Here is a 23,176-nt window from a genome sequence, read left to right as displayed (position 1 = left end):
ATTGGATGAGTGTTCGGTTACTAGAGTCATTCCCTACATTATTGAACAGTCATTTTTCTTGTGTATCTGTCTCCGCCTTAGGCACCTCAAAGTACAACTTCACTGACGCGCGGCGATTCACTTCATAGCATTCAGAGAGCCGCTTGGGATCTGCTATTGCAGCGCATTTGGCGTAATCTGTCGTTCTTGCCCCGTTTGCAACCAGCTTCTTCTTAATAGAAATATCATTTCCTGGGATATCTTGTTCAAGATCATCTCTGAGGCGCTGAGCTCGCGCGAGTGACAGCTTTTGATTCCCTTGTTCGCGCGGAAGGGGATCGGCATAGCCTACAAAATTAATCTGTGTCAGCCTCCAAGGAGCCGACTTTGAAGACACCACCTGTTTAAATTCCGCCCGAAGGTTTTCTAGTTGCTCTTTACTTGTGGGGTCTGTCTTCCCTGAAGGAAAGTGTACGGTGCTACTGAGTTCGTGACAGCGACGACCAATGTTTCTCACAAGTGCAACTTCTTTGGAGTTGACTTCGATTTCTGGTTTGCCCTTCTCTCCAAGGCGAATGAGAGAGCGTGTCCCCATCCCGTGCCAAAGGATATCAATTCCAGAAACCGTAGCGCTTCCAACCCCGTTGTTACAAATATCCAGACGTAGCTCGGATTCGGCATTCTGGTCTTCTAGGGCCCTGAGAGCTCCACCAGTGAGTATCACCGTGGCATCCGCACTGTTCAATCCGATCCAATTGAAGACGCTTTTTGTCAGCCGGTATTGCCCCTGTGTTCCGTCCCAGTAAAGCGGAATGGAGCTAGCAATCGCGACCAGGAACAGCGGCAGCACCAACCTGTATCTAAAGACTTTCCCGGCGTTCTGATTAGGTTTCTGATCCAGACTATCCGCGGCCAACGCCAAAACTACACCGGAGGCACAAGCGCTGATTACCAGCAGTACTCCTGCGTCACGTCCGTAATGGACTGCGATGATGGCGAACAATAAGCCAAGAACGTAAGTAATCGACTTTAGTGTCACATCAGCCGTAGCCGCCCAAATAGTTTCTTGCTGTTTAGCTGAAACTGGAGGCTGCTGGGAGCCTTCGGTAGAAACCTGTGCGGAACGATGCTTCTTCTGAATTTCATGCCCTCTCTTGTTCCCACGGTATCGAGCTATCCCGATCAGCAAGATAGCAATAGTGACCACGGCGATTAGACGCAGATAGAAATTAAATTCGTTGGCTGTATCTTCGAGAACATATTTTCCAGAGACGATTGGAAGAGTCAGGCCTAAAACGACGTAGAAAATAATTTCGAGGGGCGTCTTTGCTGCGGCAAGGCCCTTGGTACGCACATCTACGCGTTCTTTAAATATTGATGCCGGGATCAGCAAGATCATTCCGCTACCGGCGATCGCCCAGAAAAATAGCGTGTAGCCGAGTGTAATGAAGACAAGGAGTAGCGTGTCACCTACGTTCAGGCCTGACGGGAAGAAGTTTAACGCTCTGGAAAAATAGAGGAACGATAAAACAATTCCATAGCCAATCAGAACCGCAGGGACAAGCTTGCAGGTCATATCGATCTGGGTCGCGAGCGTCTTTGCCCTAGCTTCTTCGGCTTGTGCGAGTTCCTTCTGTTCAGTGGGTGTAAGTGGTTGCGTTGTTGAAGAGAGACTATTTTTTGTCATTTTTTCGGTTCTTTTTATTCATTCGGGAGGACGATTTGTTGCACGCATGTTGAGTCGCATCGAAAATTGACCCACTTTCCCTGGAAATTTGCATCCTAAGTTGCCCCATGTTTAGACCACAATCCTGCTTATCACAGCGAGCTGGAGAACGGGGTGATAGACGTAGCCCTACTTGGAATTATTCGGCGCTGGTACATCCGTGATCGCATCTCGATCAGGGAAATCTTTTGCCGGCTGGACATCTCGCGAAACACGGTTCGTCGCTATATCCGATCGGGAGCGGTCGAGCCTTCCTACCCATCTAGGCAATCATCCAGTCCAATAGATGAATTCGCACCTAGACTTTCAGCCTGGCTCAGCGCTGAGGCGCTCAAATCGCGCAAGCAGAAACGAACCCTGAAACAGATGTTCCTGGACTTAAGGGAGCTGGGATATGAAGGGTCGTATGACCGCGTGGCAGCCTTCGGTAGGCAATGGACGGTGGGTCAAATGGACAGGGTCAATTCTGCGAGCAAATCAACACCATGGCTTCTGGCCCTGATAGGCAAATCTTCTGAATTGGATTTGTTCAATCATTTTCCCTGATCGAATTAATTAATTGTTGGCTAATGTTATCACCAACTATGATATCAGTGCGCGCAAGCGCCGACACGACCGTCGAACGACGCATCGGCAACGAAATCCATGCTCCAAATCTGGTTGATGGCAGTAGCGATCTGTTTGGGCTCACTCTGTTGCAAATCAACACCACATTCCATCAGCCAACTTTAAGCACAAGCAAAAATATCTCATGAAACGAGAAAAAGTTGTCTTTTACAGCATTTCCACTTGGCAAATAATCCCGTAAAGTCACAGCCGAACTGTAAAGACTCGTTAAGGGATACTAGCCCCTCAGGTTCGAGACGGTATTGGGACACTGTCTCGAGCCGGGACGTATAAAACACAATAATTGGAACGCCAAAATGTGGGCCATCCACAATATCCAGGGGAAATGGATACTTGCGGCTTGGATCGTTGGAGCAGTGTTGCCTGCGTACGGCGCAGGTATTACACCTGACGGGACAACAGCAACTACAGTAACAATGAGCGGCGGTCGGCCGACTATTAATATCGCGCCTGCGGTGTCCGGCGTGTCTCACAACACGTATACGGACTTCAATGTCGGGACGGCCGGCGTGTCGCTGAACAATATTGGCGTCAACGCGCGCAATATTATCAATCAAGTCACGAGCACCAATCCGAGCTTGATTCAGGGAAATATCACGGTGATAGGCTCGCGGGCCAACGTCGTGATCGCCAATCCCAACGGAATTACCGTCAACGGTGGTAGCTTCATCAATACCGGTAATGTGGCTCTGACGACAGGCGTGGTGTCCTTCAACGACATCACCTTGTCCCCGGGTAACGTCCAACGAAATGTAGTTCTCAACACGTCCAACGGCCAGATTGTTATCGGAGCTGCCGGGTTGAGCGGTGCCATCCTCGATCTTGAACTGATCGCAAAGCAAATCACAGTCAATGGCCCGGTACTCAATAGCGTTACCAACAATGCGGCGCGCATCAGGACAGTTGCGGGCGCTAGTCATTCGGAAATCGACGGTAGTGTCTCGCCGACCGACTTGCTCAGCACCTGGATTGGTCATACTGCACCGGGTACGAGCGCGGCCGGGACAACGGCGCTCGATATCACTTCACTGGGTAGTCTGACCGCGGGGCGGGTGGAACTGATCATCACCGAACAAGGCGCCGGCGTTCGCCATGCAGGTTCCATCTACGCCAACGTCGGTGACTTCAGCATTGCAGGAAATGGCGATCTCCATGTCGACGGCGGCCACATCAAGGCGGTCAATGATGTGGTCATTGCGAATGCTTCGGTAGATAGCCAAGCAGGGGCAGCAATATCATCTATTCAAGCTGGCCGTACGGTCGATATCCAGGCAGGCAATATTGCATTTTTTGACGCCGCCATCAGCGCAGGGACTCGCGCTGCTGACGCGAGCGGCAACCTGGTCGTGCTTCAGCGAGGAAACGTGCTGATCGGAACCGATGGGGTGCCTGGACTGAGTGCGATCTCCCTGAGCGGTACGCAGCTGGATGCCACTGGCGGGATTGCTTTCTACAATCAAGGCCAGTCTATGTCTTTGGGCGGCAATCAATTGGCTGCCGAGCAGGACATCATTCTTAAGGCGGGTGATTTATCTGCCTTCACCAGTTCGGCTGGTGCGGCCAGCATCATCTCCAAAACCGGAACTGTGACGCTCAATAGCTCGGCGGCGGCGACCTTGGCTGGCGCAGCGGTTAGCGGTGCCGCAGGAGTATCAATCAATGCCAGCAGTTTCAGCGCCACGGCTTACGCCGGCGGTGGGAGTGTCTCCAAGAGCGCTATCCAGTCGCTGGCCGGAGACGTCAACATATCGACCACGCAAGGCACTTCGCTGACTGGGACTGATCTCTTCGCTGCAAACAATGTTCTTCTGGCGAATGGCGGATTCTCCTCAGCCAATGAGGGAAGCCAGCGAACCACCGTTGTCGCATCGACAGGTGGCCTGATTGTGAATAGCAGCGCAGACATTTCAAGCATTGGCAGCCTGCTCCAAGGGAATAGCCGCATAGCAGGCAATACGGGGTCGCTGGGCGCGGTGACATTGACAGCGGCCGGCAGGATCTTCAATCGATCACCTTCAGAAGCTGTGCTTGGCGCCATCTTTGGTAAGGCGGATGACGTGGTGCTCAATGCGGGCAGTGATATCGAGAACCGGAATGCTCGCATCATTAGTAACCGAAGGCTTTCTCTTGCGGCCGGCGGCGCCGTCTACAACGTCATCGACAAGATTCCAGGTGCTCGCGGCGAGCAGGCGTCAAGCTACTCCGGAACTAGCACACGCTGGCTTGTCTTCTCAGAACGCAGCATCGGTTTCGACGTCGATTACGGGCAAGTGACGATGCCTAGCCAACTGGCTTACTTAGTTGCGGAAAGCGGCATGGACGTGCACGCCGCGAACTTTGCCAATCAAGGCGGCATTGGCTTGGTAAATGGCGGGGACATGAATATCGCCGTCACGAATAAATTCCGCAACGAAGCGCTACTCACCGGCAGTGCGCATTTCAAGCGCAGTTGCATGATCTTTTGTAGTGCCAGCGCCTCCAGTAACGTCACCACCTATGGTGGAAGCTTGTCGGCAAGCGGCAATATCAATATCAATGCAGGACAAGAGGCGGCAAATATAGGCGGCAACGTGCTGGCCCTAGGAAATTTGACGGTTACCGCTCCGGTCATCTACGCGCAAGGCGTGACCGGCTATCGTGCTTATTCTCAAAGCGGGATGAAGACCTGGTTTGGCAGTAGCTGGGCGCGTCTGTATGCCACCGATATTGGCGGTTCATGGCTTGCAGCCAACAAGTTGAAGCTCAATGGCCAAGGCATCATTGATGGCGGCAGTTTTACCGGGATGGCGGAACTGATCGCTAACAACGGCATCGTGACTTTGCGCACACCGCAGCGAGGTCAAGTATCAATCGAAAATAGCTTGGGATTGGGCAGCGGCATATGGTGAAGTCGGAATTGCTTTCCGACCTTGTTTGCCACATGGAACGGAAGAGGCGCCTAAAAGCGGGTATGGCCATGTCCATCGCATTGGTCTCGTTTGCTGCTGTGCAAGCGGTATATGCACAGAACATTCGTCCGGAACAGGATCCCGCTCAACGGCTGTTGCAAGAGCAGCGCGAACGTGAACGCCAGCGAGATGCCGAGCGTCCGCCTTCGCAGATCGAAATTCCCAAGGCCCCTCCTGCTGGGACGGATTTGATTATTGACGTCGAACAAGTGCCGGAGCCGGGACCGGTGTTTCAGATTGATCGCATCGACGTCACTGGAAACACCGTGCTTTCTCAGGCGCAGTTGGATGACGTGACACGTCCCTTCCTGGGCAAGCGTTTGGGTGGCGCGCGTATCAATCTTCTGTTGCGCCGCCTTACGGAAGCATTTGTGAATAAGGGATTGATAACGACCCGTGCTTATCTCGGTGAGCAGAATCTGCGGTCTGGTGTACTGGCTATCACCTTTGTTCCAGGAAAAATTGAGGCGATCAGGCTGAATGACCAGCAGCTTTCGCCAGCCGATGCGTCTGCCTCGCCCGACAGCGGCGGCTTGCTTACCGATATTGGCGTCAAGATGGCTATTCCCACCGCACCTGGGAGCACGCTCGAGCTGGCTGACCTGGAGCAGGGGGTGGAGCAGATCAACCGCATGCGCCGCAACAAGGCGGAAATGCAGATTCTTCCTGGCAGCACGCCGGGAGGCTCGGTGATCGGGATCACGAATAAGCCAGGCGACAGGCTTTGGTATAGCGCCGGTATCGATAACTACGGCAGCAAACAAACCGGATTGAACCGGACGCGCTTCGGTATTGAAGCGGACAACCTCTTGGGCTTTCAGGAAATTCTGTCGTTCAACTATAGCGGTAGCCGTGAAACCAATGCGCTGGTTGCCTCGGCTTCCGTTCCGTTTGGCTATAACACATTCAGCTATACGAACTCGCTATCTGAATATCAGACCTTGATCAGCGATACCGCGCTTCTCTATGGGAAGACTGTAGCCAGCACCTGGGGGTGGAATCGCGTCTTGTCCCGTAGCCAAGCCATAAGGACGGCGCTGGATGTGACTCTGTCTCTGCGCAAGGCAGACCGCGACATCAACAATCTTCTTCTTGATCCGCAGAAATTGACCGTGTTACGCGTCGCCGGCAGCGCGTTATGGCGCTTCCTGGCGCAGCAACGGCCCGCCACGCTTTCGCTTGAAGTAGGGATGTCAAAAGGGCTGAATGCCTTTGGCGCTAACAAAGATAGTCCTCAGATCACGGATAGCGAAGCCCATAGCCAGTTTACGAAGGTCGATGGCAATGCCGCACTCTCATTCGCATTGCCATCTCCAGATGTGCTCCAGCTCGCCATGCGGATGCAATTCAACGCCCAGTGGACAAGGCAGGCGCTATTCGGCTCGGAGCAACTCTTCGTGGGCGGCATGTCGTCGGTGCGAGGCTTCCGTGAAAGCGGCATCAGCGGCGATCGCGGAGCCTATGCGAGAAATGAGCTCATTTGGTCCAACGCACCGGCTGCGAGCGATGTGCGTGTGGAACCCTATGTTTTCTTTGACCTCGGAATGACCGAATTGATCGCCGAGCGACACACGCGAAAGCTATCCGGTATCGGAGCTGGGCTGCGCATGCAACTGCAAGCCGGAAAGCACGCCTGGACCAGCGAAATCACATTGGGGCGACCGGTTCAGCAACCTGACTTCCTTCCCCAGAAAGAAATTTTGCTATTGGCGACATTGAATTGGTCGTACTGAAACCTTCAATCAGATATCTCGAGTTTTTATATAGGGAGAATAAACAATGAAAAAACAGTTTGCGAAGAATGTTGCTTCCATCTTTTTGTGCACCCTGTTCGCGACTGCGCCTGCGTGGGCGACTGCCCAGACGGTACAGAAGGCCAATCTTCCCGCCGGTGTAGTGGCAGTGGTGAATGGGAAGAGTATCCCAGAATCTCAAGTTCAGGAGACCGTCAAGCTGACGGGTCTGCCCGATTCGGCGGAGTTGCGTAATGCAATCAGATCCCAGTTGGTGGCGCGCGAGCTGTTTCGGCAGCAAGCGGCAAAGACCCCTGCTCTTGAAAATCGCCCAGAGGTAAAGAAGGCCATGCAAGACGCTAAGGATGCCGCTGTCATCCAGATCTATCTGCGCGACTCGATCAAGCCCGAGCGCATCACCGATGACATGGTGCGGGAGCAGTTCAACGCAATCGTCGCAAGCCTTGGTCCCAATGAATACAAAGCACGCCTGATCCAGGTGGAAGATGATGCCACTGCAAAATCGGTCTTGGAGCAGATCAAGGCTGGTGGCGACTTCGGAAAATTGGCTGCGCAATACAGCACTGCGGCCAACAAAGCCAAAGGAGGCGAACTGGAATGGGTGAGCTTCAAATTACCGGCTCAGGAAGGCAAGACCCAGAACTTACCTTTGCCCGTTGCACAAGCTATTTCCCAGCTCGTTCCGGGTGGCGTCACACAGACTCCGGTCGTCTGGAATAACGAGAAGTACATCATTCGTCTCGATCAGTTGCGTCCGACACAGGTGCCACAGTATGACGACGTCAAATCTGCGCTGCGCCAAACCATGGAGCGGAAGGCGCTTGAACAGGCCACGATCAAGCTGGTATCAGAGCTGACCAAATCAGCGAAGATTCAGCAATAAAAATAGACGCATGCGCGAGTGCATGCGGGAAATAGTAAGCAAAGAAGAAATAGAAATTGGGAGCACCCCATGCGACGCGCCACGCCATCCACATTCGATTTCATCAACAATTCCGCCCGGACAAAAGTTGCCGTCGACAAGCTGTCGACCTTGACGATTGCGACCGGGCCCAAGTCGCGGCCGCTATGGCAGCGCATGATGTCTTGTGTATTGGCGTTCGTGTTGTGGTTCGGTCCGCTGCAGTTCATATGGACGGATGCCAAAGGCGCGGCAGCTCAAATCGGCGTCGGAGCAGACCTTTACGCAGCGCGTGAGGGCTACATTTCATGGGGTATATTTGCCTCCGAAGTGAAGGATGAGCTTGCAAAAGCAAAGCTGGATGGCAATTGGATTCCCGTTCTAACTCTCATTGAGACGCGGCTGCCGGGATATCTAAAGGTCGCACTGGGACCGATACGGGACCGGCTTCCCGATGTCAGCTTCGGTAGTGCTGCCTTGGCTGCACCGATTGCCGACCCTTCCGCACCAATACGATTTCAGCCTACTGTCACAACCAGCTCAGGACCAGGCGGTGGTGTTCCGGTCATCAATATCACGGCGCCGAATGCTGCCGGGATATCCCTCAATCAATACAGCCAGTTCAACGTTGACGCGATTGGCCTGATCCTCAATAACAGCCTGATTGGTGGCGGCACAACCCTGGGCGGCACTGTGGCCGCCAATTCTGGTTTGGACGGCCGGACCGCGTCGCAAATCATCAACCAGGTCACCACGCAAGGAAGTCCGAGTCGCATCGCCGGCACCATCGAAGTTTTCGGCGCGCAGGCTGATGTGATCATCGCTAATCCGAATGGAATCACCTGCACCGCCTGCGGCTTCATCAACACGCCACGGGTGGTCATGACAACCGGTGAGCCCCAATTCCTGGCCACACGCGGCGGTGCTGCCAGTGGCTTCGATACGGCGGCCGCGCTGTCGTACAACGTAACGGGCGGTCATATCCAAATCGAAGGATTGGCTGGTGCCAATGGAGTGCCAGGAGCGGGGATAGAGGGAAGTGCCGGCGTCATCGACTTGATCGGTGGCAGTGTCGGGATTAACGCATCCGTCAATGCCGGACGCCAGATCAACGTCATTTCTGGCCAGCAGTTGGTGTCCGAAGCAGTGGCAGGGCAAGGAAAGGCCGGTAGCGACTATAACGTCACCTCGAACGGCTCCGCGCTGAATTTTAGTGGTCCTATCCCGGGCGTGCAGATCGATGCCACAGCATTCGGTGCGATGAATGCAGGACAAATCAAGATTGTCGCAACGGCCGAAGGACTTGGAGTCAAGGCTGCCGTGCTTAATGCCAATAGCGGGAATGTTTCGATCGACGCAAATGGCGATCTCAGCGTTGGAGACGTTTATGGTAACCAAGCTACGAGCTTCCGCGCGACAGGAAAAGTTGCAGCGAACAGTATAACTAGTTATGGAAATGCAGGCGTTGCGGCGGGATCAGACGTCACCATCGGAAAAATGACGGTTGCGAATGATATCGATATTTCTGGCAAAAACATAGCGATAGCCAACGCAATGGTCGGTGGAAACTTGGTCGCGGCCGGCGTGGAAAACGTTTCAACCGATCAGTCGGGGGCGGTTGCCGGAAACGCAAAGTTTTCTGCTGGAACGTTGTTCGCGAATTCAGGAAAGTGGACTGCTGGCGCGACTGTAGAGATTTCTGCTCCGACCGTGGTCAATGCCACTTCAGCACAGATGGTCGGATTGAACGCTACAAAGGTTGTCGCCGGCGATTTGGGCAACTATGGGACTCTCTATGGAGGTGCCGTAGATCTAACATTGTCTGGTCGACTTGATAACTCATTTGGCAGCCTCCTTTCCAAGTCTGCTTTGGTCGCCCGTGCAAATTCCTTGTACAGCAATTTGGGCGGGACAATATACGTTGGCGATCCGAACGCCGCAGCAAACTCTGTGCCTGCAGGTGACATGAGTTTGACGATAAGCGGTAGCGGCAACAGCCTCAATAATCTTGGAGGGATGATCGCCGCCGGTAATGGACTGAGTATTGATGCTACGAATTCCACCATGGACCTGTCGGGAGCGCTTTCCGGGCGGCTCAATAGCGCTGGGCCTCTGTCGATTAGGGCTGGTACGCTCAACAACAGCGGCGCTTGGTTAGCTGGAGGCAGCAGCGTTTCGCTTTCGGGAACTAACGGAATAAGCAATCAGGGAGTAATACAAACCTCCGGAGACCTTTCATTGTCATCTGGAGCAACAATTGCGAATGCGGGCGTGGTCGTGGCCGGCCGAGACCTGACGGTCAACGGTTCGACTAACAATTTGTCTGGCGCCACGGTGCATGCTGAGAGGAACGCCGTCTTGACCGGTGGGGGACGGAATGCCGGGACAATCGAATCACTGAATGACGTTGCTCTGCAAGGGGCTAACTTCGATAACAGCGGCGGCACCATTCAAGCCAATCGAAATTTTTCGGCCAGTAGCATCGGAACGCTAACCAATGTGGCGGGAACCATCGCGGCGCAAGGGGATGTAGCAATACAGGCGAGCATCGTTAATAATGACCGCGCCGCACCTATTACGATTGCGTCGACGAGCGAAGAGGCGATCAACGTGGCATTGGTCAGGACGGCTAAAATCGGCAAGCAAAAGGTTGAGGTGCCGTACAACTACAACCCCAATGTGCCGTATGTCATTACCTATACGGTAGCTGACGCGTATTTATCAGATCTTTTGGCCAAAGCCAATAGCATCGACACTGGCGCCGGAACTTTCACTGTCATTGGGGAACAGGGGAAAGTTCTAACCTATGCCCTTCCCAAGGTTGATCGAATCAACTTCCAGCAAAAAGAGGGGGCCGCAGGGAAAATACTTGCAGGGAACAACGCACTGATCAACGCCGGATCGCTGTCAAATCGCGGTGGTGTCGTTACTGCCGCTAAGGAATTGACGGCTAATCTGGATGATCTACAAAATGGTTCTTCCGATACGGTCATTACCTCGCGCACCGGTGACACCGTCAATCTTGCCTCATTGACAGAGTTTGCAAGAACCAACCAGCCATATTTTTCTCTTCTAGTTGGCTATGTCGCGGCTGATAGCTACTCTCCTCCGTCCAGTGTGGTGGAGACCAGAGTACTGGGAACACGAGGAGTGCTAGCTGCAGGTACAAATGTCTCTCTGAACGGTCGAGGTAATCTGATCAATGCCGGCGACCTGGTCGCGGGCAATAACATCAATATCGCGTTGCCGGGCAACTTTATCAATCAAGGGACCTATCAATCGTCTTTCACGACAAGACCTGGATGCTTGCCCAGCATCACATGCCGCGAGAACAACGCGCATGTTGATACTTTTGCCTACCAACAGACATCCAATAACGTAGTAGCAGGCGGAAGCTTAACCGTTACGGCGCGAACTATAGCCAATGATTTCGGCACTCTCTCAGCACGCGGCAATGTCAATTTGAGTGCTGGCAGTGTTGATAACCTTGCGGGATCGATTCTTTCCAGCGGTGGCGATGTCAACATCGCGGCCGCCAGCATCATCAATCGTGTCGTCAGTCCTGTTGTTACTCATGTTAGTTATGGCAACGTCAATCCTGAATTTGCAGCTGGATGTAATGGCGGAGGAACGTACAAAGGCAGCGAATGCAACGTCGATAAGCAAAACCAAGCCAGTGCCGCTGCTGTTATAAGTGGGGCCCGAAACGTCAATATCGATGGTGATCATCTAGTTAATACTGGCAGCCTGATTACGGCAGGTGCCGACGCCAAGATCAACATCAGCAATTCTGTGGTCAACGCCGCAGTGTCCTTGAACACGTATTGGCAAGGGCATTGGACAGAGGAGACCTGCTGGTTCTGTAGCGACAAGGAGCACTACACAAACGGGGTAATTGCCGACGGCATTCAGGTTGCAGGTATTCAAGCCGGCAGCGTGCTTACCTTAGTGTCTAATGGCAATGTTCTGAACACCGGAAATCTATACGGAACAGATGTTTCTCTCTCCGGTTCAACATTGGTCAATGGCATCACTGATTCTCGTCAACCTACTGCAACATCCACAGTGGCTCCGCAGTTAATCGCCATCGGACCAACTGGCGGCGTGACTGATTCTGGTGGAGCACCTGACCCGAGAGCACCGGTCTACGCCGTGGCAGGCGGTGATCTATTGGCCTCATTCGGTCCCAGCTTACTGGTTTCGAATTTGCCCTCGAATCTGCGCCCGGGCACCAATTTGTTCTACTACGACGCTTCCACGGAAAGTAATCTAATCCGCCAAGCGGCTATTACCCAAACTGGAAGTGGTACTTTCGTCAAAGGCGTGGCATGGAATTCAACGAGTAGTTTGAGCATTGACGATCAGCAGAAGGCTATTCTCTATAACAATTCGATCCAATATGCCACCGAGCACGATCTGCAACTAGGAAAGCCGCTGACCGCGGATCAGGTTGCTGCATTAGATAAGCCGATGCTGTGGTATACAGAACAAAATGTTCCGGATCCGTCGTGCTCGTTCGGCAGCACAAAGTGCGGCAATATCACTGCTCTGATGCCGCAGGTGTATCTCCCGCCCAACTATGTGGGGAGAACAGCAGGAGGAGTCATTAGTGGCAGCGACGTCAAGCTCAGCTTTAGTCAAAGCATCACCAATACCGGCATCATCCAGGCTACAAACCTTGCCGTAAAAACAGCCAGCCTGACCAACGAACAGCGCAGCGTCGATATTGGCGTTTCGGATTACAAGGTCCAGGGTGGCTGGGTCGAATACAGCGGTACGCAGTTGCAACCAGGCGGCTTCATGTCGGCGGTCAACCTGAACGTCCAGGCCGATCGGATCACTGCCATCGGGGATGCCTTCCGGGTTGTCAATGCAGACGGCACCCATGACGTGACAGGAACCAATGCTCTACTCAATTCGTTGAGGCAGCAACTCGGAGGAGATTTCACCGAGATCGCTGCTCACGACAATATCCATACAGATTTCATCAAGGACACGAGCGGACCGGGGGCGTTTGGTCAGGTAATCGCAATTGCGATCGCAGTAGCCCTATCCGTAATGACCGGCGGGACGGCTGGTCTGGCTGTAATGCAGACCATCACCGGTAGCGCAGTTGCCGCAGGTTCGGCTGCAGCTATTGTTGCAGCCGGTATCAACGCGGCCATCGTCGGTACGCTCTCTAGTATTGCAACCCAGGTTATCACTACGGGACGTGTGGATTTGGGGGCTGCTCTCAAATCAGGTGCTGTCTCTGGCGTGGTTGCGGGTCTGACTGCAGGCGTGCTTGGCAATGCTCCTGGAACGCCCTCTGGATCTGGACTTACCGAGGGCGCCTCCAATAGCGCCAGCTCTGTTACGCCAAGCAGCGGTGCGGCGACCCAGCTGAGCAAGGGAAGTTGGGAAGACTTCGTGAGCCATCCGGGTACGTACACGGCTAACACGGCGATTCGTAGCGGCATAAGCGCTGCAATTAACTCGGCAGTCTATGGCGGAAGTTTTGGTACGGCATTCTTGAATGGAGTCGTGGCTGATGCGGCTGCAATTGGCGCTAACGGAATCGGGGGAGTGACGGATGCATATTCGCTCCAGAACTTATTAGGACACGCACTGCTTGGTTGTGCAGCAGCGGCTCTCGGTGGTGCCGATTGTGCAGGTGGGGCTGTTGGCGGCATAGCAGGTGCATTAGTGGCACCTTTTGTCCGCGATGGAGTATATGGTACTGATGCTTTGCACTACAACGACGCTGCTAACAATGCGACTGTTGCAGCTTTGTCCGCACTAGCCGGCGGAGGATTGGCAATCGCCTTAGGCGCCAGTGCAAGCGCTGCTGCCAATGGTGCAGTAAATGAAGCCCTCAATAACTCGCTTTCTGACCCTGTAAAAAAAGCTCTTATCTCTAGTAGGAATTGTGATTCGCTGCAATGCCTGACGACATCGGGAGAAAAGATCACGCAGATGTATCAAACTGCGCAGGCCGATATGCAGACCGCCTGCACAGGTGGTGAATCCACATCATGTCAGCAAGCTCGAGACGATTTCATGTCTCTGCGTAACGAATTGCAACGTATTAGCACTGTTTTGTCCGCTTCCTCGACATGTGAGACGGCTGGTTGTGTGGCGGTGAGTACCGGAGCAACCGTTGCAATAGGGGCTATGGTTGGGGCCGCACTGTCGAAGATAACCACACTTCTACGTGGAGTCTCTCTTTCCAAACCTACTCCGTCTTCGGAGGCTGCGCAGGCACCGAAGGAAATTCGAGGTTCCAGTGGGCCAGCTCCTGATCTGGCGAATCGAGCGACCGAAATTCGTGCTGAGCTGAATATCGGCGGAGGCAGAAACGTAGCTGTGGCCCAATATTCTATTGACGGTGCAACTGGAGAGTTGGTCGGCGTAAGTGGACAGGCGGCGCGGCCAGGAACGGTTGATGCACCTGCTCAGCAGATATTTGAAACAATACAAACCGGAAATAATTCTCGGACTCTTGATTCTGAATATAAGATATTGTCTTATCTTGCGACTAAACTAAACTCGGCTTCTCAAGGGGTTGTCAACCTCTATTCAGAGCTACCCGTTTGCGTTTCGTGTAGCGGAGTAATTGATCAGTTTCGGCAGAAATTCCCCAATATTGTTCTCAACGTAACAACAGGAAAGCCCTAATGAACCGCAAAGTGTTCGTTCTATTTGATGAATTGATAAAGCAAGGATTGCTGCTTCCTGAAGAGCTACATGGCTGTAACGAGCTAGAGATGGAAGAGTTAGAAGCGCATTTCCAATTTCGGCTTCCGGGTGCATATCGGGAATTCATGTCGCTTGCTGGAAAAGGGGCGGGGTCATTGTTTAAAGGGACAGATATCTTTTTCCCACGTGTTCTAAAGCTTCAATCCGAGGCGATGGACCTGCTGGCGGAACTTGGGAAAAGTTCGATTCTTTCCTCGTGCGCAAAAGTTTTTTGTATGCATCAGGGATATGAAATAAATTATTTTCTTTCTACCGAAGACGATCCCCCGGTAATGCAGTTCTTTGAAGGACAAGAAAGCCCCACGAACCCGTGGAGGACTTTTTCTCAATTTCTCGGTTCGGGAATTGATAGTCATCTTCAATACTGGGGAAATCTCCATAGTTAGTGTTGATTTGCTCGCAGAATTGACCCTCTCCAGTTGCCCCACCTTCCATTGCCTGCTGAAGGCAGCCACCTGGTCATACGACCCCTCGTATCCCAGTTCTCTTAAGTCCAGGAACATCTGTTGCAGGGTCCTTCTTTGCTTCCGAGATTTGACCGCGTCTGCGCTGAGCCAAGCGGAGAGCCTGGCGGTGAAGTCATCGAGCGAGCTTGGCGAACGCCTTGCTGGATAAGCAGGTTCGCTGACATCGGATCGGATGTGGCGGCGAACTGTGTTGCTGGAAATGTCGAGCCTGCGGGCGATTTCCCGAATTGAGATGCGGTCTCTGATGTACCAGCGTCGAATAATTCCAAGTAGGGCCACGTCTATCACTCCGTGCTCCCGCTCGCTGTCATGAGCAGGATTGTGGTCTAAACATGGGTCAACTTAGGATGCAAATTTCCAGGGAAATGGGTCAATTTTCGATGCAACTCAACAGCTTAGAAAAATAATGTGTTAAGTCGGTCCTGGATGGTCCCGGTGCATGCCACATACGAAGGATATCTGAATACACCGCCATGCGATCGCTTCCAAATCTCAGCTAAACCTCGATGCCGACCGTGGCTATTGCTGGATAGACGACGCGGGCAGCAGCAACGGTCTTTGGGATGTGGCAGAAACGATTTTGCTAGGAAAGATGGCGAAATATTGCTTTCAGGAAATTACGGGGTCGGCGTAATTTTTATGTGTTGAGACATTGCCGGACTGAATCAAATCAATTAATGTTCCCCCTATAAAAAAATCCATCAGGTACGGGGGTACAAGGTGCAAATAGATTTTCATCATGGGGTTACGTATATCTGTGCACGGTTGGCCGGCTTTGGTGGTGAAGAGGCTGAGATCATCGCCTATAGTGCGCAGTACGTAGATGATGCCACCAACGGTGGCGAGATCAATTTTGACAACGGGGCCATCTATAGTCGCATAGCATCTGCGCATAAGATGCTGGATTATCGAAACATGAGTGACTTGGCTGCTCATCGTGTATGGCTACCTTTCCATTTCTTACCTGGAAATGCTGGCGAGACGGAGAGCGAAAATCCGCCTGTACATAGTGCCGACGAATTTATACGACGATGCACTTGCCGGCCAGATAGCCATGTCGCTCGTCGAATGATGTTTGATGTCATTCGTCAACAAGATCGCCCCTATGCCCTTCATCGTTTGGGAATTGCTAGTCACGTTTACTTCGATACTTGGGCGCACCAAGGTTTCGTTGGCTTCCAACATGACGTTAATGTAGTAAAGGATATTGTCGCCAACGATGAAAAGCATCGTATGGGCTTCCGTGAGCAAGTTAAAGAATTTTTCCGAGAGAATTGGGATTCAGCCAAAAGTGAACTTGTGGGAGGGGTATTGTCACTAGGTCACGGCGCTGCACTGAGCTATCCAGATCGCCCCTATCTGCGATGGACATACACGAACGGGCTCGGAGATCGTATTGAACGAAACAATCCTCAAGACTTCAATGCGGCGGCTGAGAACCTTTATGCGATGTTTCGGCGATATTTGGACTACCGTACGGAGGGTGATGGCGCCCTCGACAATAATTATCTCCTTCCGGATGCTTTTCATTCAGTTAGAAAGAGCATCGAAGAAATTGATGATGAAAACGCCGAAGTACGTCACGCAAGGCGGCTGAAAAAAATAGCGTCGGGAGAATTTTCCTTTGCAGATTCCGTGGGCTATGTTCCAAAGGGGGGTGGATCATGGAAATACGCTGCTCTTGCCACGACTGCAAGCGATCGCGATGAGAATCCCTACACCTTCACTGAAGGTTTCAGCACCAGCAATTGGAAGAAATTCCACGATGCTTTACAGGTGCATCGTCTCTATATTCTTAGCGATTTATTACCTAGATTCGGATTGATTGCCGCCTAATGTGAAGGGCAATTATTAGGCCTTGGATTTTTGGCCGGCTGTGCTAATAGAAAAGAGAAATCGCTATCCTGCGTTCAACGAATCCCAAAAAATATATTCGGCGGCAAGTCACTGGCAGACGATTGGATAGCGCCTGACTGACCGAATGATTGATGCCGAGCGGTATGACTACTTCTGCAAAACCTCATCAAATTAAAGCATGGCCAGAATTGCGGGGATTGGTTCCCTTGCTGGCAGACCTCGGGAAAAGCCCTCGAGGTCGATCTATACATCTGCATTTGGACCTGTCTCAAGTCCACAAACTAGACTCGATTGGTTTGTCAATTTACCTCGCGCGAGTATCTCAATTTATTGAGAAGGCTGAAGAGGTCACCTATTTCATGACGCTACCTGACAAGCAGGACATAAGAGATCGCTTACAGCAGATTGATTTACTTTCGTTGATTGGCGAGCTAAACCTCAAGCCGAAGAAGGAGCGAGATCTCTTCGATCTCGACTTGGCGGCGATGACGGATGGCCGAATGAGGGATGACGCTTCTAGCGGGGAGAGGGACTTATGCATCGTGATTAGGCCAAGCGAGGGGCGCGGCGCTACGATCGCTCAGGCAAAAAGTAAGATAAAGAACTTCTTCCAGCGAAATGAGGGGCGGATTTTTGCTCAAGAACAGTTGATGATCATCTTTCTCGAGATGGTAAAAAATACGCTCGATCACTCCGGAAAGACTGCATATCTTGCATTGACGGTATCGGAGCGCAGCGGGCAAGGGTCGTTGCAGTTTTCGTACTGTGACACAGGGCAGGGCATTGGTAAAAGCATCCGTCAATTTATTCAAGCAGATGCCTCTGGTGAGAATCCCCAGCTCTTAAGATTAAAAGTCAAAGGGGGATTTTCTGACATCCTTCACTGGGCCATGCAACCGGGGAATTCGACAAAGTCAGGGAATGGCGTGAATTTCGGGTTAGGCCTAATGCTGATTGTTGATGGCGCAAAAAATTGTGGAATGCGTCTGGCACTTAAGGACGCCGATAGCGTGTGGCATTTGACATCCATGGAGAGCTCTAGCCACGCAGATATTCGCAAGTATGGAATCGCCACAAATGCGGGATCTTTGATGATGTTTTCTGGAGAGCTGGAATATCAAATATGACAAACGCGAGCATAAGAATGTCAATCGCAGCTCATGAGTTGGGATTGGTTGATCTAGATGAATACGGTTCGGCATCACAATTGGCGAACAGAATTGAGGCGGACGTAAGTCCTGCGGTAGAGAACATCGTTCTTGATTTACGGAAGTGCTGGTTGGAGTATTCGAATACAGCAATTTTTCTCGATTCGGCGTTAAAGACACTCCGCGAATCATCTTCCCTAAATGAGAAAGAATTGATACTCAAGTTGAGCATAGACTTCGGGGCGGCAGATTCTATGGCTTCGCTGTTGTTCCAAATATCCAAGCAGTTGGAATGTACTGCAAAAGATAAACCGGCGGAGATTGTGGCGCGCCTTAATCGCTACTGTGTAGAGAATGCCATCGCTTTGAGAATTGAGACATATGGGTTTCACGATGATGGCGATGCAGCCATGCCTAAGAAGACCTATACGTTTCCAGGGTGATCATGATTGATATTTCTGAAAAAATGAATGATGAGCAGCGTGCATCGGTCTTGCTTTTCGAGGTAATTGAGCGTGCAATTCGACTTCACAGCCACGTTGATCGTTCTTGTAAGGTGGTATCTCGCCCTGGTGCGCGTAGAACCGCTCAAGTCAGAATTTCTCGAGAAGTACAGAAGCTTCTTGAGCGGCATATCAATGAGTCGCTCAAACGATATAGAGACGTTCCAGCTCCCGAGCATAGGATTGCGAATCTCATTAATGATCTAGAGAGTCTTGCAGAGATTCACACGCGATTTTTGGTGGCGGTGCCAAGGCCGCATGAGCCCATTGAAATCATTAGTTATCTTCGTCAAATCCTATTCAGTCATCTTGAACCAGATTCCGACGAAGAGATCACCATACCTGACATTTTCGCTAGCGAGACATTGGGCGACCAAGCTCATTGGCTGAATCGTGGAGTATTAGATGCCTCCGTGCTTGAGGAGACCATTGAGAGAGGGAGAGAGGTTAGGCAATTCATGCTGGCCAATGAGGATATTGGAGACAAGGCCGAAGACTTCATTAATAAGAAGTCTGCGCCTAGAAGAAAAGATTTCAACTATGTTTCACTGCCGCGGGTAGATTTGGGGAACCCATGTCGTTGGCCATCGCTCTTGCATGAAATCGGGCATTTTCGGCTGGACGAAGAGAAAGTGTGGACGGATTTTTGCGCGGATCGCGACGGTGTTCAATTAGTGGCCGCCAGAAAGTGTATTGAAAGTTCGTCCGTTGATGCTGACGGCGGTACGATTGATCATGAACTGAGATCATGGTTGTATGAATGCTGGTGCGATGCGTATGCCGTCGTGAACGCGGGTCCTTCCGCATACTTTGCGCAGTTCCATGCATTCCTGTTTGGAAGCCCCCGAAATTATCTCTCTACACGGGAACAAGGCAGCCTTTACCCGCCCGCTTGGTTTCGGTTGCGTTTACTAATGTCGCTTTCGGAGGCGCGGTTGCAGCTAGAAGATGATGCCGCGCGCGCGAATATATGCGCACATATGTCGCGTGAGAAAGACATCTTCTACACAATTTTTGACGTCGATGAGAGATCCAGGAGTGAGTTATTCGAACTTCTGCATATTTTTCGAGATTTCATCCGGCGTCAGTTTCCACGGGAAAATTGGCCCTCTACTGCAAATGTTTCTTCCGAGGCGCTTAATCACCTCGTGGACGATATTGGTAAGGGGCTTCCCATACCTGCTATTTCATCGAGTGACATTAGGACTCAGCAAGCAGCTAACCCAGCGGAAATCTTATTGGCGGGTTGGATGCATCGAAGTTCGACCTATCGTAAAGATTTCTTGGAGACTATTGCTCCTTGGTTTGAAAAAATGGTCGACTTTAGCGATCTCATTCGGCAACTTAGAGCAAAGGTTGATCGTGCAGATGAAAGTCTAAAGCGATCATTGCAGATGGCGGAGTGGTTCAAGATACTCGATGAGCGTGCTAAGCAAGATGCCGCATCATCTAAAAGCCTTGGCTCGGTATCGTTGGATGGTGGTAGCGACGATAAAGTCGACGAAGTTAGATCAACTGATTTTGTTGGCTTGTTACCTGATATTCAGATCAATGCACTGCTGGAGAAGCGGGTGCTTCGTGTGATTCCTCTGATTGATGCGGACCGCCAAGTGTCAGGTAGTGTCATCGATCTACGTTTGGGCCATAACTTCGAAATATTTTTCTCAAACGTACATGGACAGGTTGATCCACTGAACTACAGTAGAACTAGCGAGAGTCTGGACGGTGATCTCTCAGATGCAGATTCGATGGAAATGGACGTTGATTTCCTTAAAAGTATTTCTATTGGGCCGGGGCAGTTCATTTTGGCGCACACCTTGGAATACATTAAGCTGCCTCCTGACGTTGCTGCTCAAATTGAGGGGCGCTCAAGCTTTGCCAGATTAGGGCTACAGATTCATATGACCGCCAATTTGGTAGAAGCTGGATTTGATGGGTGCTTGACCTTAGAGATCGCGAATTGTGGAAATTTTCCAATCAAACTTTATCCTGGAATGCGAATTGCGCAGCTGCGTTTCTTCAAACTGATGAGAGCACCACGAACGCCGTATGGGAGGATGTCTGGTACTAAATATCGGGGGATGTTGAGTCACAACAAAACACAGCAGTTCAGTGACTGGGAGATCGCAGCATTTCAAGAAGCTAGTCAGAAATTCAAAATTAATCCATGACTTGTTTGAACCTACTAATAAAAGCGATATATGGGGAGCGGATTGTGATTTTCTGCTATGTGGTGGCAGCAATAGTTGGGATTGCCGTGGCTGTTGTGGAGTTATTGAGCCGCTACGGTTCAGGCAATAAACCCTCTTGGATTCTTTGGGGGATTCCCCAAGCTATTTACTATCTAATTAATGGTGCGGCTGCCGCAATAGGGCTGTTTGTTTCGGAATCATTGGAGCAGACAAAGCTGATTGAACTCTACGGCAGCCATCCTGGCGAGGCAATTATCAAAATCGTGGGAGTATCGGTCGGTGCCATGTTTGTCCTGCGCAGTAGCCTATTTGCGGTGGGGAACAAGGAAGGACAATCAAAGGTCGATGTCGGACCTGCGCAGATTATCAATGTTTTAAATCAATATCTAGACTTTCAAATCGATAAAGCGCGTAGTGCCGCAGCTGTACTCGAGGTTTCGAAGCTTCTTGACACAATAAGTCCAGATCTCTTTTATCCGGATCTTGTATTGATTGCTATCACAGCTACGGAAGTGCATTCCAAGGACGTTCTGGAGAAGCTAAAGACGGATATGGAACTCTTATATGCAAATAAAGATTGGAAGAGCCCGCGCGCAAAAAATTTAGCAATGGCTTTACGCATTAGCAAATTACTAGGAGCGCGGACGTTGGAGCATGTTTTAACTGCCCTGAGTAAGGTTAGTGAGTCAGTGGGAGCTGCCGAGGCTGGATCAAGATCCACGTCAGGCGTAAATTCGCAAGATCCGGATGTTGCTCTGGATGAAATGTTGCAATTATTGCAACAAAAATCCCCAAAATCATCTGCTGGAGCTGATAGCAGTAGCGGACAGAGAGAAAATCCTTTAGCGGATACGCAAAATCAGGGCCAGCAAGATACAATAGGCAAACATACGCAAGGACTTGATGAGGGAGGTGAGAAGCAATGAAAACGACAAAGCAGAGCTCGTTGGAATGGTTCTTCAATACCCCTTCCTCGGCAAATTTCCCCCAGGTTTTTATGAGCCCGGCATTGTCCGCGCTTCAAAGTAATTTTGTTCAATTGGCCGATAGCGTTTTCGCTGCAGCTACCAGTGTGCATGACGATGTCTCCGCAGCGTCGATTCTGTACGAGCTCTCTAAGCGGGCAGGTGCGTTAGCGCAAGAATTCAAGAGTTCTTTCAATTCGCAGATGGCACAGGAGTTGGTTAGTACAACTAGAGCTATCGGGCTGGCGTTAAAACGAACGAGATCTGGGACTTTTCAAGTTGAGAGAGCTAATCGGGACTTTAAAGAAGTATTGTCTTGTTTGATTGTCTATGCTCGAGAGTCCTCGGATCACACCTTCAAGCAAAGTGTCATAGATCTCGTTCGGTCATTCGAAGCGGCGTTTCAGTGACTCAAATACGAACGAAGAAAAGTAAGGTCGCCAAAGCACTTACCTCGGAATCCCTCTCTGAATTGTCCTATACCGTGTTCGCGGGGGATGCCCGCGACCTCGTCCAGGAGTTGCTACCAAAGTCTGTACAGTCTGTCGTCACATCACCACCATATTGGGGACTTAGGTCTTACGGGGCAGAAAGTGAAATCGGCGCAGAAGCTACGATTGACGAATACCTAGATGCCGTCAGTGCCGTTTTCAATGCCGTAAAAGAAGTGCTTTGCGATGACGGGGTGGTTTGGCTCGTCATTGGCGATTCATACACTTCTGGAAACCGGCGATATCGAGATGCTGACAGATTGCATGTGCATCGAGAAATGACAACGCGTCCGAAAACACCGAAAGGCCTAAAGCCTAAGGATTTGCTTGGCTTGCCATGGCGAGTCGCATTTCGCTTACAGGCTGATGGCTGGTATTTGCGCTCTGAAAGTATCTGGCACAAACTCAATCCGATACCGGAGTCGGTAAAGGATCGCCCACATCAGAGCCATGAGCATATATTTTTGCTTAGTAAATCTGCAAAGTACTTCTTCGATTGGAACGCGCTAAAACAGTATGACTCACAGCGGCTGCGTCCTAGTAGAAGTGTATGGGCCGCTTCCGTGAATACAGGCATCTCGGGACATGCCGCACCCTTCCCGTTGGAGCTCGTGAAACCGTGCCTAATGGCGAGCACACGCCCGGGAGACCTTGTTCTTGATCCTTTTGCAGGCTCGGGATCTGTCGGTGTCGCGTGTAAAGAGTTAGATAGGTCGTTCGTTGGCATTGAGCTGATTACTAAGAATGTCCTGCTTGCGGAGACCCGGATCAACCAGGCCGTATCGCACCAAATGCAGTTTCCAGAGCCTGTTGCAACCTCGCCTGCTCCGAGAAGGAGAAAGGCGGAGCGTGCCGTTGGTGTAATGGAATAAGCCGGCGC

At 51.4% G+C, this 23,176-nt stretch carries 13 protein-coding genes and 2 pseudogenes; 13 read left to right on the top strand and 2 right to left on the bottom strand.

Annotated elements, in window-relative coordinates:
• Nucleotides 1–49: 49 nt before the first annotated feature.
• Entirely contained in the window at nucleotides 50–1,666 is a 1,617-nt protein-coding gene (locus BGK68_RS02555) for an OmpA family protein (protein WP_075255796.1), read from the bottom strand.
• Nucleotides 1,667–1,819: 153 nt separating this feature from the next.
• Between BGK68_RS02555 and BGK68_RS27285 the strand changes: the two are divergent.
• The 6 genes and pseudogenes from BGK68_RS27285 to BGK68_RS02530 all read left to right on the top strand — a co-directional run.
• A pseudogene (locus tag BGK68_RS27285) lies at nucleotides 1,820–2,143 on the top strand (IS21 family transposase); the annotation flags it as partial.
• 485 nt (nucleotides 2,144–2,628) lie between these two features.
• Nucleotides 2,629–5,220 (top strand): two-partner secretion domain-containing protein, encoded by a 2,592-nt coding sequence (locus BGK68_RS02550; RefSeq protein WP_075255795.1) that lies wholly within the window; start codon nucleotides 2,629–2,631, stop codon nucleotides 5,218–5,220.
• Nucleotides 5,221–5,282: 62 nt separating this feature from the next.
• The gene (locus BGK68_RS02545) at nucleotides 5,283–7,013 is read left to right on the top strand and encodes a ShlB/FhaC/HecB family hemolysin secretion/activation protein (RefSeq protein ID WP_075259654.1); all 1,731 of its coding nucleotides are present in this window, start codon (nucleotides 5,283–5,285) and stop codon (nucleotides 7,011–7,013) included.
• 46 nt (nucleotides 7,014–7,059) lie between these two features.
• The gene (locus tag BGK68_RS02540; protein WP_075255794.1) at nucleotides 7,060–7,917 is read left to right on the top strand and encodes a peptidylprolyl isomerase; all 858 of its coding nucleotides are present in this window, start codon (nucleotides 7,060–7,062) and stop codon (nucleotides 7,915–7,917) included.
• A gap of 69 nt (nucleotides 7,918–7,986) precedes the next feature.
• Nucleotides 7,987–14,592, top strand: coding sequence for a two-partner secretion domain-containing protein (locus BGK68_RS02535; protein ID WP_075255793.1), 6,606 nt, complete (start codon nucleotides 7,987–7,989; stop codon nucleotides 14,590–14,592).
• Entirely contained in the window at nucleotides 14,592–15,059 is a 468-nt protein-coding gene (locus tag BGK68_RS02530) for an SMI1/KNR4 family protein (protein WP_083657710.1), read from the top strand. The genes BGK68_RS02535 and BGK68_RS02530 overlap by 1 nt, the downstream gene beginning before the upstream one ends.
• A 261-nt stretch (nucleotides 15,060–15,320) precedes the next feature.
• Here BGK68_RS02530 and BGK68_RS28515 read toward each other — a convergent pair.
• Nucleotides 15,321–15,419 (bottom strand): annotated as a pseudogene (locus BGK68_RS28515) (winged helix-turn-helix transcriptional regulator); the annotation flags it as partial.
• A 441-nt stretch (nucleotides 15,420–15,860) separates the two neighbouring features.
• Between BGK68_RS28515 and BGK68_RS02520 the strand changes: the two are divergent.
• From BGK68_RS02520 to BGK68_RS02485, 7 genes are all read left to right on the top strand, one after another.
• Nucleotides 15,861–16,976 (top strand): DUF6765 family protein, encoded by a 1,116-nt coding sequence (locus BGK68_RS02520; protein ID WP_075255792.1) that lies wholly within the window; start codon nucleotides 15,861–15,863, stop codon nucleotides 16,974–16,976.
• A gap of 164 nt (nucleotides 16,977–17,140) precedes the next feature.
• Nucleotides 17,141–18,124, top strand: coding sequence for a hypothetical protein (locus BGK68_RS02515; protein WP_143432936.1), 984 nt, complete (start codon nucleotides 17,141–17,143; stop codon nucleotides 18,122–18,124).
• A gap of 17 nt (nucleotides 18,125–18,141) precedes the next feature.
• Entirely contained in the window at nucleotides 18,142–18,588 is a 447-nt protein-coding gene (locus BGK68_RS02510) for a hypothetical protein (protein ID WP_143432935.1), read from the top strand.
• 2 nt (nucleotides 18,589–18,590) lie between these two features.
• The gene (gene dcd, locus BGK68_RS02500) at nucleotides 18,591–20,819 is read left to right on the top strand and encodes a dCTP deaminase (RefSeq protein ID WP_083657709.1); all 2,229 of its coding nucleotides are present in this window, start codon (nucleotides 18,591–18,593) and stop codon (nucleotides 20,817–20,819) included.
• The gene (locus BGK68_RS02495) at nucleotides 20,816–21,766 is read left to right on the top strand and encodes a hypothetical protein (RefSeq protein ID WP_075255787.1); all 951 of its coding nucleotides are present in this window, start codon (nucleotides 20,816–20,818) and stop codon (nucleotides 21,764–21,766) included. The genes dcd and BGK68_RS02495 overlap by 4 nt, the downstream gene beginning before the upstream one ends.
• Entirely contained in the window at nucleotides 21,763–22,215 is a 453-nt protein-coding gene (locus BGK68_RS02490; RefSeq protein ID WP_075255786.1) for a hypothetical protein, read from the top strand. The genes BGK68_RS02495 and BGK68_RS02490 overlap by 4 nt, the downstream gene beginning before the upstream one ends.
• Nucleotides 22,212–23,168 carry a DNA-methyltransferase gene (locus tag BGK68_RS02485; protein WP_075255785.1) on the top strand — a complete coding sequence of 319 codons (957 nt, stop codon included), beginning with the start codon at nucleotides 22,212–22,214 and terminating at the stop codon, nucleotides 23,166–23,168. Before BGK68_RS02490 ends, BGK68_RS02485 begins: the two co-directional genes overlap by 4 nt.
• Nucleotides 23,169–23,176 lie beyond the last annotated feature (8 nt).

Origin of the sequence: Herbaspirillum camelliae (assembly GCF_001929405.1) — a bacterium.
GTDB classification, from domain to species: domain Bacteria; phylum Pseudomonadota; class Gammaproteobacteria; order Burkholderiales; family Burkholderiaceae_D; genus Herbaspirillum; species Herbaspirillum seropedicae.
The sequence above is the reverse complement of the archived record's forward strand: the minus strand, read 5'-3'. Positions and strand labels throughout refer to the sequence as shown.